Annotated in this window: 15 protein-coding genes; 12 read left to right on the plus strand and 3 right to left on the minus strand. The window is 57.5% G+C overall.

All coding sequences use genetic code 11. The features are described 5' to 3' along the window. Window positions 1-30: 30 nt before the first annotated feature. From KGP26_RS01545 to panM, 3 genes are read right to left on the minus strand one after another with little or no spacing between them, the layout of a single operon-like run. On the minus strand, window positions 31-2,112 hold the full coding sequence (locus tag KGP26_RS01545) for a hypothetical protein (protein WP_223664937.1): 2,082 nt from the start codon (window positions 2,110-2,112) through the stop codon (window positions 31-33). Then, on the minus strand, window positions 2,099-3,316 hold the full coding sequence (locus KGP26_RS01550) for a DUF3142 domain-containing protein (RefSeq protein WP_115160209.1): 1,218 nt from the start codon (window positions 3,314-3,316) through the stop codon (window positions 2,099-2,101). The genes KGP26_RS01545 and KGP26_RS01550 overlap by 14 nt, the downstream gene beginning before the upstream one ends. Then, window positions 3,313-3,705 (minus strand): aspartate 1-decarboxylase autocleavage activator PanM, encoded by a 393-nt coding sequence (gene panM / locus KGP26_RS01555; RefSeq protein ID WP_059199090.1) that lies wholly within the window; start codon window positions 3,703-3,705, stop codon window positions 3,313-3,315. The genes KGP26_RS01550 and panM overlap by 4 nt, the downstream gene beginning before the upstream one ends. A gap of 463 nt (window positions 3,706-4,168) precedes the next feature. Here panM and KGP26_RS01560 point away from each other — a divergent pair, with 463 nt between their 5' ends. The 12 genes from KGP26_RS01560 to KGP26_RS01615 all read left to right on the plus strand — a co-directional run bounded on the left by KGP26_RS01560 (window position 4,169) and on the right by KGP26_RS01615 (window position 16,975). Then, the gene (locus KGP26_RS01560) at window positions 4,169-5,284 is read left to right on the plus strand and encodes a branched-chain amino acid ABC transporter substrate-binding protein (protein WP_037376583.1); all 1,116 of its coding nucleotides are present in this window, start codon (window positions 4,169-4,171) and stop codon (window positions 5,282-5,284) included. Window positions 5,285-5,432: 148 nt separating this feature from the next. Beyond that, window positions 5,433-6,359: a high-affinity branched-chain amino acid ABC transporter permease LivH gene (gene livH / locus KGP26_RS01565; protein ID WP_021181499.1), complete on the plus strand. Its 927-nt coding sequence runs from the start codon at window positions 5,433-5,435 to the stop codon at window positions 6,357-6,359. Continuing rightward, window positions 6,356-7,639: a high-affinity branched-chain amino acid ABC transporter permease LivM gene (locus KGP26_RS01570; protein WP_021807789.1), complete on the plus strand. Its 1,284-nt coding sequence runs from the start codon at window positions 6,356-6,358 to the stop codon at window positions 7,637-7,639. Before livH ends, KGP26_RS01570 begins: the two co-directional genes overlap by 4 nt. Further along, window positions 7,636-8,403 (plus strand): high-affinity branched-chain amino acid ABC transporter ATP-binding protein LivG, encoded by a 768-nt coding sequence (gene livG / locus KGP26_RS01575; protein ID WP_166733863.1) that lies wholly within the window; start codon window positions 7,636-7,638, stop codon window positions 8,401-8,403. Before KGP26_RS01570 ends, livG begins: the two co-directional genes overlap by 4 nt. A gap of 4 nt (window positions 8,404-8,407) precedes the next feature. Next, window positions 8,408-9,109: a high-affinity branched-chain amino acid ABC transporter ATP-binding protein LivF gene (gene livF, locus KGP26_RS01580; protein WP_021807790.1), complete on the plus strand. Its 702-nt coding sequence runs from the start codon at window positions 8,408-8,410 to the stop codon at window positions 9,107-9,109. 67 nt (window positions 9,110-9,176) lie between these two features. Beyond that, window positions 9,177-10,364 (plus strand): PLP-dependent aminotransferase family protein, encoded by a 1,188-nt coding sequence (locus tag KGP26_RS01585; RefSeq protein ID WP_223498719.1) that lies wholly within the window; start codon window positions 9,177-9,179, stop codon window positions 10,362-10,364. Between the two features lie 193 nt (window positions 10,365-10,557). Continuing rightward, window positions 10,558-11,877 (plus strand): sn-glycerol-3-phosphate ABC transporter substrate-binding protein UgpB, encoded by a 1,320-nt coding sequence (ugpB, locus tag KGP26_RS01590; protein ID WP_021181494.1) that lies wholly within the window; start codon window positions 10,558-10,560, stop codon window positions 11,875-11,877. A gap of 115 nt (window positions 11,878-11,992) precedes the next feature. Then, window positions 11,993-12,880, plus strand: coding sequence for a sn-glycerol-3-phosphate ABC transporter permease UgpA (ugpA, locus tag KGP26_RS01595; protein ID WP_021181493.1), 888 nt, complete (start codon window positions 11,993-11,995; stop codon window positions 12,878-12,880). Beyond that, window positions 12,877-13,722 (plus strand): sn-glycerol-3-phosphate ABC transporter permease UgpE, encoded by an 846-nt coding sequence (ugpE, locus tag KGP26_RS01600; RefSeq protein ID WP_021181492.1) that lies wholly within the window; start codon window positions 12,877-12,879, stop codon window positions 13,720-13,722. The genes ugpA and ugpE overlap by 4 nt, the downstream gene beginning before the upstream one ends. 5 nt (window positions 13,723-13,727) lie before the next feature. Then, window positions 13,728-14,801: a sn-glycerol-3-phosphate import ATP-binding protein UgpC gene (locus KGP26_RS01605; RefSeq protein ID WP_021807984.1), complete on the plus strand. Its 1,074-nt coding sequence runs from the start codon at window positions 13,728-13,730 to the stop codon at window positions 14,799-14,801. Next, a complete protein-coding gene (gene ugpQ / locus KGP26_RS01610; RefSeq protein WP_223664938.1) occupies window positions 14,801-15,538 on the plus strand; it encodes a glycerophosphodiester phosphodiesterase in 738 nt (245 codons plus the stop codon). The genes KGP26_RS01605 and ugpQ overlap by 1 nt, the downstream gene beginning before the upstream one ends. A 282-nt stretch (window positions 15,539-15,820) precedes the next feature. Next, the gene (locus KGP26_RS01615; RefSeq protein WP_166733846.1) at window positions 15,821-16,975 is read left to right on the plus strand and encodes an IS481 family transposase; all 1,155 of its coding nucleotides are present in this window, start codon (window positions 15,821-15,823) and stop codon (window positions 16,973-16,975) included. The last annotated feature ends 29 nt before the right edge of the window (window positions 16,976-17,004 follow it).

The raw sequence follows: 17,004 nt of genomic DNA on the forward strand, positions 1-17,004 counted from the left end.
CCGGCTCGCCGGGCTTTTCTGTTTTTGTAGTTAGTTGGCTGTGGGATCAAACTCCGGTGCCGGGCAGTCATAGCCAAATTTGGTACCCCACTCAAACTGGGTGCCATTCTTGATATAACGCTGATACAGCGCACGGCCGGTCTTGGCGTCGCGGGCTATCACCCAACCAGCGGCATTACACAGCACGGCAGCGTAGGCCTGGCTTTTCGGTGGCAGCAGATCGGCGGCCTTTTGCGCCAGATCCACCGCCTGCCAGCGGTAATGCAGGAAACGGTTATCCGCATCTGGCAACGATTTCTTGGCCCGTGCCGCTTCTGCCGCGCTGATCCAACTCTTGTCTTTGATGTCCTTGGTGTTGAACGCATCCCCCAGATAGGAATACCCCGCGCCATAAATATTGTAATCCGGCGTCATTTCATAGCCGGTGAAATCCAACCCCTGCGAGCGCAACAGCGCCGCCGCCTGATAGTAGCTTTTGGCGCGTGCGTTCTTATCTGCCGATTTATCCTTCGCCGCTTTCATCAGGTTGGCAAAGTCCTGCGCCGCTTGGCGGTAGTTTGGAATGGCAAAGTAGTTCACCGCTTCCTCATAGCGACCTACGCGCATCATGCGCCGTGCCAGCAATTCACGCAGTTGAACCTCTTGGGTGATCCGTTCGCCATTGTATTCATCGGGTTTGACCGGCTTGAGTGGCGTGGTGGGGGCTGGCGCATGCTTATCCACAAAGCCTTTCAGCTCATCGACCGTTAGCACCCGCTCGGCGATATCCGCCACGTCTGCCCAGTAGTTTTCTTTGCCGCGGTACATCAGATCCATCGCTTGCAGATAGTCGCCACGGTTCAGCGCCAGAATGGCCTGCTCGCCGGCAACACGGCAATCCGGCACGATCATTTCGGCTGCGAAGTCTTCGTTACGCTGCTCCCCCCAGCTTTCATCGGTAGGGAATGCGGCTGCGGCTTTGGCATAGGCGGCGGTTGCGGCTTTCACATCACCCTCACGCAGGGCCATTTTGGCACGTAACCACCAGGCTAAACCGCCATCTCCCGCATTTTTCAGCAGGTTGGCCGCCATGGCATATTGCCCGGAACGATAGGCCAGCGCCGCCAGCCGGTCGCTACCGGTGAAACCATTTTTAACCGAGTCATTGAGCAACGTCAGGGTCTGATCGACAAGCTGCTTGGCGCTGGTCTCGCCGTTAATGATACCGGACATCTCCAGATTACTGCTGCGGGCGAACAGCTCAATGGTGACCAATTGCTGCACCAACGGATCGTGAATAGCCTGTTTTAACGCCTCTACATGCTGCGGGTTGATCAGATAGGAGGAGATATATTGCAGCGAGAGACCGCCATCGGGATCGCCTTGGGCAGCCTGCTGAGCATATAGCTGTGCTGCCGGAGCGATTTCCCCGAGCCACAAATGAATACGTGCTTGTTGGCCCAGGCTACTCAGTGCCAGTTGATCGGGATCGGCGGTGCCACTTTTCACCTGGTCGATCACCTGTTGGAAGGCAGCCAAGGCCTGCTCAAGCTGCGCTTTCTCCGGATGTTTCACCACCGGCTCGCTACCGGATTCACTTTCCGGCGTGCCATGATCGTCCATCTGCAGGCGGCCGAGCGAGTATTGCGCCCGTAACCCCCATGCTTCCTGCTCGGCGGCTGGCAACGCCAACACCTGCTGGAAATATTGCGACGCCCGCGGATCTTTTGCGGCAAAGGCGACCGCCCCCAGCGTATATAAGCGCGCGGCATTAGATAGCCCTTGCGCATTCACCGCGTCGGCTTCTTCAACGGTGTGGGTAGCACGCATCTGGCTAATGGCCTGCTGTGCGGGTGAAAGCGGCATCGGTTTTGGCGGTGTCACCGGGGCCATGGGCGGAGCCTGCCAGCGTGGCAGCTGTGGGTCTACCGGTACCAGACGGGTGGCTTCGAAAGCGAAGTTACCCTCAGGCATATACAGCAGGGTGCCGTTGCGATTAACCAGCAGGCGGTTGGGGAAGTCTGGCCCGCAGGCCTGGCCGCTCAGCGGCACCATCAATGCTGCAGCGATCAGTGATGCTAACGGGAGCGCACGGCGACGGTGCCCTGCAGTGTGCAATTCAAGGTATGACATGGGTGCCTCCTGGCGTGATCTGTTGGCAGCGTAGCCAGCCCAAGGGGCGTGATTGCCCTGCTCGGAGCTGATCGCCGCTAATGCGGATAAAGCGTTGGGGGTCCGATGGCGTTGCCAACTGGTAATGACCTACCGCGTCGGCGGCCAGGCAACCTTCGGCCTGAATGTGGATCTCACGCGGTAACGGAGCATCCACCGGCCCCTGATTCTCAATCATCAAATCATACAGCCCATTTTGCTGTGGCTGCGGCAAAAATTTAACCTGCCAGTGGGTGAGCAATGGCTGGTGCTGGATCACCGCCCGTAGCGTCGCCATCGACCAGGCGCGGCGATCGTTTTCCAGCGGCAGGCGGAACCAGATAATGCCGCGCAGATGTGGCAGTGGGCGTTGTGCGAGCTGCTGCAAGAAATCGGCAACCTGCTGCGGTGCCACGGTCAGTTCCTGGACCTTGCCCGCCACGCGCTGCGAGGCTTCGCTCTCAACCAGGGCCCCCTGGGCATCGAACCCTAGCAGAGCCATGCCGTAGGCTGGCAAGGCAATACGGAAGGGTTTAGGGCTAAGGCGAGCGTACTGGCGTGTCCACTCCTGCGCCAACCGGCCGTCGAATAAACCTTGGGTGGGGGAGAGCACCGCATGTACCTGAAGCACCGAGCTGTCTACCTGTTGCAGTACGCCGGGCAGCGCTGGGGATCCGATCCAGGCGGGCAGGGCGGTGATGCCTAGCTGTAATGAAGAGGGCAGCCGTTGGCGCAGTTGGTGCAGAAATTGTTGATATTTGGGCAGCCGTACGGTGGCGGCGTCATGGTCGATCTCCACACCAATCACCGGTAAACCAGCCGCCTGCCAGCGTTGCAGCTGTTGTTGCAGACGTGCATAGATGGTGGCCTCATCCAACTGCATCAATTGCCCGTCTATCCGCACTACCAACCATAGCGGGCGGCCATCTTGTTTCAGCATGGCGGTATTGACCGTGATGTCCCGGAAACCCTCACGGGGATGCACCTGCAGACCCAACACGCGCAGGGTAGTAAACAGGTCACGGCTGGCAGCCAGCGCCTCGGCATGCTTAGGTGTCCACACCCTTTGCCAAACGTAGGCCTGCTGATCCCAAGGTTGATGAAGATTCATGGCCTGGTAGCGCCCTACAAACCAGGCCATGACGGCGAGCAGCATAATGACGATCAGAGCTAGCCAACGTTTCATTTTTGCCAGCAATCGCCCTGAGCCTGGAATCCGCAGGCACGCATAAAGTTGCCGACTTCGCCACGTTCACGTGCGGCCAACCCGGTAGTATCCAGTTGCCAATGTTGCACCTGTGGCAATTGGCGTTGGGCATCTTCCATCAGATATAGCCCCACGCCACGGCGGCGTGTCACTTCGCGCACCAGCAGGTCGTGCAATTGAGCTCTCTGGCCCGCTATCTCGATTTTTACCGCCCCCAGCAGCCGCTCGTTAAAGCGGGCGGCAAACAGTGCTTTACCCTCCTCCAGCCAGCTTAGCCACTGCTCAGGCTGTTGATGTGGCCAGATTTTACCAAGGTCGATAAGGTCTTGAGGGGACAAACTGGTCAAGCGTTCAATGGTCAGTTTCATGCCGGATTTCCGCACCGATAAGGGATGCCGACAGTGTAATGGATCTTGCTCAGTGCGTTGTGTAAGTTTTTCTATACGAGGTCTGCGCGAAATGTTTTTTGCTGCTGGCATTTTCCGAGTAAACGGTTAGTTAATGGCGTGTTAACCAGCACATCGCGCTGTTCCTTGCGCTAAACGGCGCAGATTTAATCCGGATTTTATGCTGTTTACACCGCTTGTTTCTGACATTGGGAGTTGCTTTGCAGAAGAAAACTCCTGTTTAATAACATGAAAAATAAAGTCTTATTAGAAAATATTGTCGCAAAAGTACCTAAATCATTATTACTTATAGATAAAAGCGATTTACCGGCGTTTTGCCAGCCACGGTCAGTTGGCTGTTACTTGCAATCTGCCGGGTAGAAACAATGATTAGGTGTGACAAATACAACAGCAACACTCACAACGACAGATGGGGAATATGCGGATGAAATTAACAAAGGGTAAAGCGCTGCTGGCCGGTTGTATCGCGATGGCTATCGGCCATGTCGCTGTGGCAAAAGACATCAAGATTGCCGTAGTGGGTGCCATGTCCGGCCCGGTAGCGCAGTATGGTGATATGGAGTTCACCGGTGCACGTCAGGCGATTGCCGATATCAACGCCAAAGGCGGTATCAAGGGCGATAAGCTGGTGGCGGTAGAGTATGACGATGCCTGTGACCCGAAACAGGCGGTAGCGGTAGCCAACAAGGTCATCAATGACGGCATTCGTTACGTGATCGGCCACCTGTGCTCTTCTTCGACCCAGCCAGCCTCCGACATCTACGAAGATGAAGGCGTGATCATGATCACCCCGGCGGCGACCAACGCGGATCTGACCACCCGTGGTTACAAGATGATCCTGCGCACCACTGGCCTGGATTCCGATCAGGGCCCAACGGCCGCCAGCTACATCCTCAACGAGATTAAACCCAAGCGCATCGCTGTAGTCCACGACAAGCAGCAATACGGTGAAGGCCTGGCGCGTTCAGTGCGTGACAGCCTGAAAAAGCAGGGGACCGATGTTGTGATGTTTGAAGGCATCACCGCTGGCGATAAAGATTTCTCTACCCTGGTCGCTCGTCTGAAGAAAGAAAACGTCGATTTCGTCTACTTCGGCGGTTACTACCCGGAGATGGGCCAGATCCTGCGTCAGGCCAAACAGGCGGGCTTGACTACCCGCTTCATGGGGCCGGAAGGTGTGGGTAACTCCTCGCTGTCCAACATTGCCGGTGCCGCGTCTGAAGGCATGCTGGTGACGCTGCCAAAACGTTACGATCAGGTGCCAGCCAACCAACCGGTGGTCGATGCATTAAAAGCCAAGAAACTGGATCCTACAGGGCCATTTGTCTGGACCACCTATGCTGCACTGCAATCACTGGTCACCGGGATGGAGCGCAGCGGGAGCCAGGAACCGGCAGATATCGTCAAAGATCTGAAAACCGGCCAACCGGTGGCAACCGTGATGGGGCCTCTGAGCTGGGATGACAAAGGCGATCTGAAAGGCTTCGAGTTCGGGGTGTTTGAATGGCATGCCGACGGCTCATCAACGCCGATTAAATAAGCCCGTTTAAGGTGGCCTCTGCGTTTTTTGGGCGTGGAGGCCACCTCGACAGCAAAATCTACAAACCGGGAATTCCCGGCGCCTGCAACGCCAGCAGGCCGTTGGGCCGCTCTTTGTCGGCCAGTACAACACCTTAGAAGGTCAGAGTATGTCAGAGCAGTTTCTCTATTTTCTGCAGCAGATGTTCAACGGCGTGACGCTGGGCAGCACCTATGCATTGATCGCCATCGGTTACACCATGGTCTACGGCATTATCGGCATGATCAACTTCGCCCACGGCGAGGTCTATATGATCGGCAGCTATGTCTCCTTTATCGTGATCGCCGCCCTGATGATGATCGGCATCGACGTGGGTTGGCTGCTGATCGGCGCAGCGTTCCTGGTGTCGATCGTAATTGCCAGCGCCTATGGCTGGAGCATCGAGCGGGTGGCCTACAAACCGGTGCGCAACTCCAAGCGCCTGATTGCGCTGATTTCCGCCATCGGGATGTCGATATTCCTGCAAAACTACGTCAGCCTGACGCAGGGGTCGCGTGATGTGGCGCTGCCAAGCCTGGTCACCGGCCAATGGGTGCTGGGTGAGAGCAACGGCTTTGCCGCGACCATCAGCACCATGCAGCTCATCATCTGGGTCGTCACTTTCCTGGCGATGCTGGCGCTGACGATGTTTATCCGTTATTCGCGTATGGGCCGCGCTTGCCGTGCCTGTGCGGAAGATTTGAAGATGGCCAGCCTGCTGGGCATCAATACCGACCGGGTGATTTCGCTCACCTTCGTGATCGGGGCAGTGATGGCGGCGGTGGCTGGCGTGCTGCTCGGCCAGTTCTACGGCGTGATCAACCCTTACATCGGCTTTATGGCCGGGATGAAAGCCTTCACCGCGGCGGTACTGGGTGGGATCGGTAGTATTCCTGGGGCGATGATTGGCGGGCTGGTGTTGGGCGTAGCTGAAGCGCTCACCTCCGCCTATCTGAGCACCGAATACAAAGACGCGGTGTCCTTCGCCTTGCTGATTGTGGTGTTGCTGGTGATGCCAACCGGCATCCTTGGGCGTCCGGAGGTTGAGAAAGTATGAAACTCGGTCTGCTTAACGCCTGTATTGCCACGGTCGTGCTGTTTGTCATGGCCTCCTTCCTGATGGGGATGCAACTGAGCCTCGACGGTACCAAGCTGGTGGTGCACGGTGCTGCCGAAGTGCGCTGGATGTGGATTGGTATCGGTTGTGTGGTGGTGTTCTTCTTCCAACTGCTGCGTCCGCTGATGCAGCATGGGATGAAGAAAATCTCCGGCCCGGCGTTCGTCTTACCCAGCTTTGACGGCTCCACCATGCGCCAGAAGGTGCTGGCAGCGGCGATCATCATTGCCGCCGTCGTCTGGCCGTTCCTGGTGTCGCGCGGCACGGTGGATATCGCCACCCTGACGCTGATCTACGTGATGCTGGGGCTGGGCCTGAACGTGGTGGTCGGCCTTTCCGGCCTGTTGGTGCTGGGATACGGCGGCTTTTACGCCATCGGTGCCTATACTTACGCATTGCTGAACCATTATTACGGCCTGGGATTCTGGGAAAGCTTGCCGCTGGCGGGGATTGTCACCGCCATCTTTGGCTTCCTGCTTGGTTTCCCGGTATTACGCCTGCGGGGAGACTATCTGGCGATCGTCACGCTGGGCTTTGGTGAAATCGTCCGCATCCTGCTGCTGAACAACACCGAGATTACCGGCGGGCCAAACGGCATCAGCCAGATCCCGAAACCCACCTTTTTTGGTCTGGAGTTTAACCGCAGTGCCCGCGACGGCGGCTGGGATACCTTCCATAACTTCTTTGGCCTGAAATACGATCCCAGTGACCGCATAGTGTTCCTCTACCTGGTAGCGCTGCTGCTGGTGATATTGACGCTGTTTGTGATTAACCGCCTGCTGCGCATGCCGCTGGGCCGTGCCTGGGAAGCATTGCGCGAAGATGAAATCGCCTGCCGTTCACTGGGCTTGAGCCCGACCAAAATCAAACTGACCGCCTTCACCATCAGTGCCGCCTTTGCCGGTTTTGCCGGTACGCTGTTTGCCGCACGTCAGGGGTTTGTCAGTCCGGAATCCTTCACCTTTGTGGAATCGGCCTTTGTGCTGGCGATCGTGGTGTTGGGCGGCATGGGCTCACAGTTTGCGGTGATCCTGGCGGCGATCCTGCTGGTAGTATCCCGTGAGATGATGCGCGATCTGAATGAATACAGTATGTTGCTGCTGGGGGCGCTGATGGTCTTGATGATGATTTGGCGGCCGCAGGGGCTGCTGCCGATGAAACGCCCGCAGTTGAAGCTGAAAGCGGCTGATATCAAAGCCGTGAAGGGGGAGCAGGCATGAGTACTCAACCTTTACTGGCGGTCGCCGGGCTTTCGATGCGTTTTGGTGGTTTGCTGGCGGTAAACAACGTCGCGCTGGAACTGAATCAAGGTGAGATTGTTTCGTTGATTGGCCCGAACGGCGCAGGCAAGACCACGGTGTTCAACTGCCTGACCGGGTTCTATCGCCCGACCAGTGGCACCATCAAACTGCGCGATCGCCATCTGGAAGGGCTTTCCGGCCAGACCATTGCCCGCATGGGTGTGGTGCGCACCTTCCAGCACGTGCGGCTGTTCCGCGAAATGACGGTGATTGAAAACCTGCTGGTGGCCCAACATCAGCATCTGAAAAGCGGCGTGTTTGCCGGTTTGCTGAAAACCCCGGCGTTCCGCCGTGCAGAAGCCGATGCGCTTGAGCGTGCGGCAGTGTGGCTGGAGCGTGTGGGCCTGTTGGAGATGGCTAACCGTTCGGCGGGTAATCTGGCCTATGGCCAGCAGCGTCGGCTGGAGATCGCCCGTTGCATGGTAACGCGCCCGGAACTATTGATGCTGGATGAACCGGCGGCGGGCCTGAACCCGAAAGAAACCGATGAGCTGGATCATCTGATCGTCGAGCTGCGTGACCAGCACCAGGTGTCGGTGCTGTTGATTGAGCACGATATGAAACTGGTGATGGGGATTTCCGATCGCATCTACGTGGTGAATCAGGGAACGCCGTTGGCGCAAGGCTCACCGGCAGAAATCCGCAATAACCCGGACGTGATCCGGGCCTATCTGGGCGAATAAGCATATGTTGTCATTTAATCAGGTTTCCGCCCATTACGGCAAAATTCAGGCGCTGCACCAGGTCAGCCTGAACATTCAACAGGGGGAGATTGTCACCCTGATCGGCGCCAACGGTGCCGGTAAAACCACCCTGCTCGGCACGCTATGCGGCGACCCAAGGGCCAGTGAAGGGTCCATCACCTTGATGGATCAGGATATCACCCAGTGGCAGACAGCGCGCATCATGCGCGAGGCCGTGGCGATCGTACCGGAAGGGCGGCGGGTGTTCTCACGCATGACGGTGGAAGAGAACCTGGCGATGGGCGGTTTTTTTGCCGACCGCGAGCAGTATCACCAACGCATTGAGCGGGTGTTTACCCTGTTTCCACGCCTGCTGGAACGCCGCAGCCAGCGCTCTGGCACCATGTCCGGTGGTGAGCAGCAGATGCTGGCGATTGGCCGTGCGCTGATGAGCCAGCCAAAGTTACTGCTGTTGGACGAGCCTTCACTCGGGCTGGCCCCCATCATCATCCAGCAGATTTTCGATATCATCCAGCAGCTGCGCGAAGAGGGGATGACCATCTTCCTGGTGGAACAAAACGCCAACCAGGCGCTAAAACTGGCGGATCGTGGTTATGTGCTGGAAAACGGCCGCGTGGTGTTGGAAGATACGGGGGCCGCATTATTAGCAAACGAAGCAGTGCGGTCAGCATACCTGGGTGGTTAAACCATGGGTAATTGACATAGGGCGCACTGAGTGGCGCCCCTATTCTTAACGATTACGAGAACAAGCAATGAAGACAGAAGGACTACTCGCACAGCGCATCGTAAAGGTCAAAAGCTCGGCAATCCGCGAATTGCTCAAGCACAGCAAAATGGAAAACGTCATTTCGCTGGCGGGTGGCATTCCCTCTGATGCACTGTTTGACTTCGAAGGATTGAGCATTGCTACCCAGCAGGCTATTACCGAACAACCGAAAAGCGCGTTCCAATATGGGCTGACTGAAGGCAGCGAACTGCTGCGTGAAGGCATCTGTACCCTATGCGCAAAGCGTGGCGTTAATGCCAAGCCGGAAGATATCGTGGTGACCGCAGGCTCCCAGCAGGCGTTAGATCTGGTGATGCGTGCGGTGATTAACCCTGGTGATGTGTTTGTGGTAGAGCGCCCGACCTATCTGGCGGCGCTGCAAACGCTGGAACTGGCGGAAGCCAACGTCATGTCCGTTTCTTCTGACAGCGACGGCATGGTGGTGGATGAGCTGGCTGAACTGCTGAAAACCCAGAAGATCAAAGGGGTGTACGTGGTGCCGAACTTCGGCAACCCAAGCGGCCTGACCCTGAGCGCCGCACGCCGTGAGCAGTTGGTGAAATTGGCGGTGGAGCATAACTTCCTGATTATCGAGGATGACCCGTACGGCGAGCTGCGCTTCACCGAAGAGCGTAATGCTACGCTGTATCAGGTTTCGCAGCAGGTGCTGGGCCATACCGAAAACATTATCTACACCTCCACCTTCTCCAAGATCCTGGCTCCGGGCCTGCGCCTGGGTTGGGCCATCTTGCCACCGTTCCTGTTGCATAAAGTGGCGATCATCAAGCAGGCGGCGGATCTGCATGCTAGCGCGCTGTCGCAGAGCATCGTCGAATGTTACCTGGGGCTGGATCGTTTACCGGCGCAGATCGAAAAGATCCGCGCGGCCTACAAGCACAAAGGTGAGATCCTGGCCGGGCTGGTGGAAAAAGAGCTGGGTGATGTGATCAGCTTTGATATGCCGAAAGGCGGCATGTTCCTGTGGGCGCGTTTCCGTCAGCAATTCGATGCCACCGAGTGGCTGAATACCACCCTGAAACAGGGCGTGGTGTTTGTGCCGGGAGAATACTTCTTCTCTGACAAACCGGATCGCTCAACCTTCCGCCTGTCGTTTGCCACGGCAACCGAACAACAGATGCAAGAGGCCGTCGCCCGCCTGCGTCGCTCGCTGTAATCTCTCTGCGGCGGTGGGGAGAATTCCCTACCGCCGACATCAAACCGCCATCTGCACTTCACCTCGCTGTCATCTAGCTGTCACGCCAGAGTTATTTTACTGTCATCCGCGCATGGCATGTTTAGCATCCGAACAAAAACTGTTTCTTTTCGCTCACGCGTTTTGATCACACCCGCTTTTTCAGGAGTTAGGCATGTTTGCTCACGCGATTAAAAAAACCACGTTGTGCGTTACCTTGGCCCTGGCGGTCAGCGGCCATGCAATAGCTGCCACCGAGATCCCCTTCTGGCATTCGATGGAAGGGGAACTGGGCACCGAAGTGGATTCTCTGGCGGACCGTTTCAACCAAACTCACAGCGATGTGAAGATCGTCCCGGTTTATAAAGGCAACTACGAACAGAGCCTGGCGGCGGGCATTGCTGCTTACCGTTCCGGCAAGGCACCGGCGATCCTGCAAGTCTATGAAGTGGGCACCGCCACCATGATGGCGAGCAAGGCGATCAAACCGGTGTATCAGGTGTTCCAGGAGTCGGGCGTCAAGTTCGACGAATCGGTGTTTGTGCCGACCGTGGCCGGTTACTACACCGATAACAAGAGCGGCCATCTGCTGTCCCAGCCTTTCAACAGCTCCACTCCGGTGCTGTATTACAACAAAGACGCCTTCAAGAAAGCGGGCTTGAACCCGGATCAGCCACCGAAAACCTGGCAGGAATTGGCGGCCGATGCCGCCAAACTGCGCGCGGCTGGCATGAAGTGCGGCTACACCAGCGGTTGGCTGGGGTGGATCCAACTGGAGAACTTCAGCGCCTGGCATGGCGTGCCGTTCGCCAGTGAAAACAACGGCTTTGGTGGCACCAGTGCCAAGCTGGAGTTCAACCAGCCGCTGCAGGTGAAGCATATTCAATTCCTGCAAGACATGAACAAGAAGGGCGACTTCACCTACTTCGGCCGCAAGGACGAACCTACCGAGAAGTTCTACAACGGCGACTGCGCCATGGCGACCGCCTCTTCCGGCTCGCTGGCCAGCATCCGCAAATACGCCAAGTTTGATTTCGGCGTGGGCATGATGCCTTACGATGCTGACGCCAAAAATGCACCGCAGAACGCCATTATCGGCGGGGCCAGCCTGTGGGTGATGAACGGCAAAGACGCGGCGACCTACAAAGGCGTGGCGGAGTTCCTGCAATATCTGGCCCAGCCTGAGATTGCCGCCGAATGGCATCAAAAGACCGGCTACCTGCCGATCACCACTGCCGCTTTTGATATGACCAAGCAACAGGGCTTCTACGACAAAAACCCAGGGGCCGATGTGGCCACCCGCCAGATGCTGAACAAGCCACCGTTGGCGTTCACCAAAGGGCTGCGTCTGGGCAATATGCCGCAGATCCGTACCGTGGTGGATGAAGAGCTGGAAAGCGTATGGACCGACAAGAAAACCCCGCAGCAGGCGCTGGATGCTGCAGTACAGCGCGGTGACGTGTTGCTGCGCCGCTTCGAGGCTTCCACCAAGTAAGCGTCAGATTGGGCGTTCTTTTGCCAAACGACATCGATCCACTCCCTCTCCCTTTGGGAGAGGGCTGGGGTGAGGGGCTTATACCCCCCCTCATCCCCATTTAACGGTTAACCCTATGTCATCATCCCGTCCCGGCTTCGGCTGTAGCTGGCTGCCCTATGTGTTGGTGCTGCCACAACTGCTGATCACCGTCGTGTTCTTCCTGTGGCCTGCCGGTCAGGCGCTGTGGTACTCGGTACAAAGCGTCGATCCGTTCGGCCTTTCCAGCCAGTTTGTCGGGTTGGACAACTTCACACAGCTGTTCCAGGACCCGTATTATCTGGACTCTTTCTACACCACGCTGTTGTTCAGCTTCCTGGTGGCCGGTGTTGGCCTGCTGGTATCGCTGTTCTTTGCCGCGCTGGTGGACTATGTGCTGCGCGGCAGCCGTTTCTATCAGACCTTGATGATCCTGCCCTATGCGGTTGCCCCTGCGGTAGCGGCGGTGCTGTGGATCTTCCTGTTCAGCCCCGGCATGGGCCTGATCACCCATGTGCTCGCCGGTTTCGGCTACGACTGGAACCATGCGCAAAACAGCGGACAGGCGATGTTCCTGGTGGTGTTGGCATCGGTGTGGCAGCAAATCAGCTATAACTTCCTGTTTTTCCTGGCCGCATTGCAATCCATCCCGCGTTCTTTGGTGGAAGCGGCGGCGATCGACGGGGCTGGCCCGGTGCGGCGTTTCTTCAACCTAGTGCTGCCGCTGATCACGCCGGTGAGCTTCTTCCTGCTGGTGGTCAACCTGGTGTATGCCTTCTTCGACACCTTCCCGGTGATCGACGCCGCTACCGGCGGTGGGCCGGTACAGTCGACCACCACGCTGGTGTACAAAATCTATCGTGAAGGCTTTGCTGGTCTGGATCTGTCCAGTTCGGCGGCGCAGTCGGTGGTGCTGATGCTGCTGGTGATTGGCCTGACGGTGATCCAGTTCCGCTTTGTCGAACGTAAGGTGCGCTACCAATGATTGAGAACCGACGCGGGCTGGATATCTTCAGCCATACGATGCTGATTGTTGGCGTGCTGGTGGTGCTGTTCCCGCTGTATGTGGCCTTTGTGGCCGCCACGCTGGACGATCAGCAGGTGTTCCAGGTGCCTATGACGCTGGTCCCCGGAGGGCACCTTTGGGACAACATCCGCCATATCTGGCAGGGCGGAGTGGGCACCCTCAAGGTGCCGTTCTCGATGCTGCTGCTCAACAGTGTGATCATGGCGCTGGCGATCACCTGCGGCAAGATCGTGGTCTCGGTGCTGTCCGCCTATGCCATCGTCTATTTCCGTTTTCCGCTGCGCAGCCTGTTCTTCTGGCTGATCTTCATGACGCTGATGCTGCCGGTCGAGGTGCGTATCTTCCCGACGGTGGAAGTGATCTCCAACCTCAACCTGCTGGATAGCTACACCGGACTCACGCTGCCGCTGATGGCATCGGCCACGGCCACCTTCCTGCTGCGTCAGTTCTTTATGACCCTGCCGGATGAGCTGCTGGAGGCCGCCCGTATCGACGGAGCCGGGCCGATGCGCTTCTTTTGGGACATCGTACTGCCGCTGTCGAAAACCAATCTGGCGGCGCTGTTTGTCATCACCTTTATTTACGGCTGGAATCAGTATCTTTGGCCGATCCTGGTCACCAGTGACGCCTCGATGAGCACGGCGGTGGCGGGGATCCGCAGCATGATTTCCACCTCCGGCGCGCCGACCCAGTGGAATCAGGTGATGGCGGCAATGATGTTGACTTTGATCCCGCCGTTGGCGGTGGTTCTTCTGATGCAGCGCTGGTTTGTGCGCGGTCTGGTAGATAGCGAGAAGTAACGAATATGGCAGGTTTAAAACTACAGGCAGTCACCAAGTCTTACGACGGCAAAACGCCGGTGATCAAGCAGATCGATCTCGACGTGGCTGACGGCGAATTTATTGTGATGGTTGGCCCCTCCGGCTGTGGCAAATCGACGCTGCTGCGGATGGTGGCCGGCCTGGAGCGCACCACCAGCGGGGATATCTATATTGATAGCCAGCGCGTGACCGATCTGGAACCGAAAGATCGCGGCATCGCCATGGTGTTCCAGAACTACGCGCTGTATCCGCATATGAGCGTGTACGACAACATGGCCTATGGCCTGAAAATCCGTGGCTTTGGCAAACAGCACATCCGTCAGCGGGTAGAAGAGGCCGCGCGTATTCTCGAGTTGGAACCGCTGTTGCAACGCAAACCGCGTGAGCTTTCCGGTGGCCAGCGCCAGCGGGTGGCGATGGGGCGCGCGATTGTGCGCGAACCGGCGGTGTTCCTGTTTGATGAACCGCTCTCCAACCTGGACGCCAAATTGCGTGTCCAGATGCGCCTGGAATTGCAGCAGCTGCATCGCCGCCTGAAAACCACCAGCCTGTATGTCACCCACGATCAGGTTGAAGCGATGACGCTGGCGCAGCGGGTGATAGTGATGAATAAAGGTGTGGCGGAGCAAATTGGTACGCCGAGCGAGGTTTATCAACGTCCGGCGACGCTGTTTGTCGCCAGCTTTATCGGTTCCCCGGCGATGAACTTGTTGCCTGGCACGCTGAGTGTGGACGGCAAACAACTGCAACTGACCGGTGGCATGGCACTGGATCTGCCAGAGCCTCGGCCACAGTGGGGTGGACAGGAGTTGACGTTGGGTATCCGACCGGAGCATATTCAACTGAGTACGCGCGAGCAGGGCGGGATCCCGCTAGAGCTGCAAACGCTGGAACTGCTCGGTGCCGATAATCTGGCACACGGTCAATGGGGGAGTTCAGGCGTGATCGTCCGCCTGAGCCATGAAACCCTGCCGCCTGCGGGCAGTACCCTGTATTTACAGCTGCCTGCGTCGGCGCTGCACTTTTTTGCTACCCACAGCGGAACACGGATGGATTGATGACTACAGCCTGGCCTTATCCCCATATTGTCGCCCATCGCGGCGGCGGTTCTCTGGCACCGGAAAATACCCTGGCGGCGATTGATGTCGGCGCACGTCATGGCCACAAGATGATTGAGTTTGACGCCAAACTGGCGCAGGACGGGCAGATTTTCCTGCTGCATGATGACACGCTCGAACGCACTAGCAACGGCTGGGGCGTGGCGGGCGAACTGCCATGGGAAAAACTGGTCGAACTGGATGCCGGTGACTGGTACAGCTCGGCCTTTAAAGGGGAGCGTTTGCCGCTGCTGTCTGACGTGGCGGAGCGCTGTAAGCAGCACGGCATGATGGCCAATATTGAAATCAAGCCAACCACCGGCAGCGACGAGGAAACTGGGCGGGTGGTGGCCTTTGCCGCCAGCATGTTGTGGCAAGGGCAAACCGATCCGCTGCTTTCTTCATTCTCGGTGGAAGCTCTGGCAGCGGCGCAGCAGACCGCTCCAGAACTGCCGCGCGGCCTGTTGCTGGACAAGTGGGATGACAATTGGCGGGGGCTGACCGAGCGCCTGGGCTGTGTCTCGCTGCATATTAATCATAAAGAACTGACCGCTGAACGTGTCGCGGCGTTGAAAGATGCCGGGCTGCGTATTCTGGTGTATACCGTCAATCAACCGGAGCGGGCGCGTTTGTTATTGAATTGGGGCGTTGACTGTATTTGCACCGACCGGATAGATGTGATCGGTCCGGATTTTTAAACGGTTAATTTAGTAGATAAAGATGACCCCTCACCCCGACCCTCTCCCACAGGGAGAGGGAGCCAGTCAGTGCACTGTGTTAGCCAGAGTTTCTTCCGGGGTATCAGAGAGTTCGATCGGATTCTGATGGCAGTCTGTACACTGGATTAGCCTGAATTTCTCCGGAGTATCAGCGAGCTCGATCGGTCCCCTCTCCCTGTGGGAGTGTACAGACCGGGGACATCATGAACACTTGTTCGGGGACATGGTAGACACTTACAACATAGGTATGAGTACTTCTGAGTGGAGTTGCTTATGCCGTGGGATGAGAGATCTGCCATGTCATTACGTACCGAGTTTGTGCTTTTCGCCTCGCAAGAAGGCGCTAATATCCGCGCGCTATGCCGTCAGTTCGGCATAGCGCCTGCTACCGCATACAAGTGGTTACATCGCTGGCACTCTGATGGGCGCGCCGGTCTGAACGAACGTTCTCGAGTGCCACACCATTCCCCCAGCAGAACCTCTGACACCGTTGTCCAACATCTCCGCGCTGCACACCTGGCCCATCCGATGTGGGGCGCACGCAAGCTCAAGCGGTGGCTCGAGATGCAGGGGCATACGTTACCGGCCGCCAGCACCGTGCATAACCTCATGCGCCGCCATGACCTGCTACCAGGCGGTCCGTCACCGGCGCCCACCGTCGGACGCTTTGAACATGACGCCCCGAACCGACTCTGGCAGATGGACTTTAAAGGCCACTTCCCCTTCGCCGAAGGGCGTTGTCATCCGCTGACCTTGCTGGATGACCATTCGCGCTTCTCGCTCTGTCTGGCGCACTGCCCGGACGAGCGACGTGTCACCGTGCAGTCACAGTTGATAGCGGTGTTCGAACGTTATGGCTTGCCGGAGAGAATGACCATGGATAATGGTGCCCCCTGGGGCGACACGACGGGCAGTTGGACCGCGCTGGAACTGTGGCTGATGCGTCAGGGTATCCGGGTGGGTCACTCTCGGCCTTATCATCCTCAGACTCAGGGTAAGCTGGAGCGCTTCCACCGCAGCCTGAAGGCAGAGCTCCTGCAGGGACGGTGGTTTACCCATGCCGCGCAGTTGCAGGAGGTGTTCGACGCCTGGCGAGATACCTACAACCTGGAACGCCCACACGAAGCCCTGTCAATGGCGGTGCCAGCGTCCCGTTATCAGCCTTCATCGCGACAGTACAATGGCAATCCGGCGGCAGCCGAGTATGACGAGGGGGTCCTGGTCAGGAAAGTGGATGTCAGTGGAAAACTGAGCCTGAAAGGGATGGGTCTGAAAGTGGGCAAGGCCTTTATCGGTGAATATGTCGGGCTGAAGGAAAGTGAGAGAGAGGGCTACTACGAGATATGGTGGTACAGCACGAAAGTGGGGATGATCGACCTGAGAAATAGGTCGATCATCATGGGTAAAGGATGTTAAAAAGTGTTCACCATGTCCTTGAACACCTG

The organism is Serratia sp. JSRIV002, assembly GCF_019968725.1.
Classification (GTDB): Bacteria; Pseudomonadota; Gammaproteobacteria; order Enterobacterales; family Enterobacteriaceae; genus Chania; species Chania fonticola_B.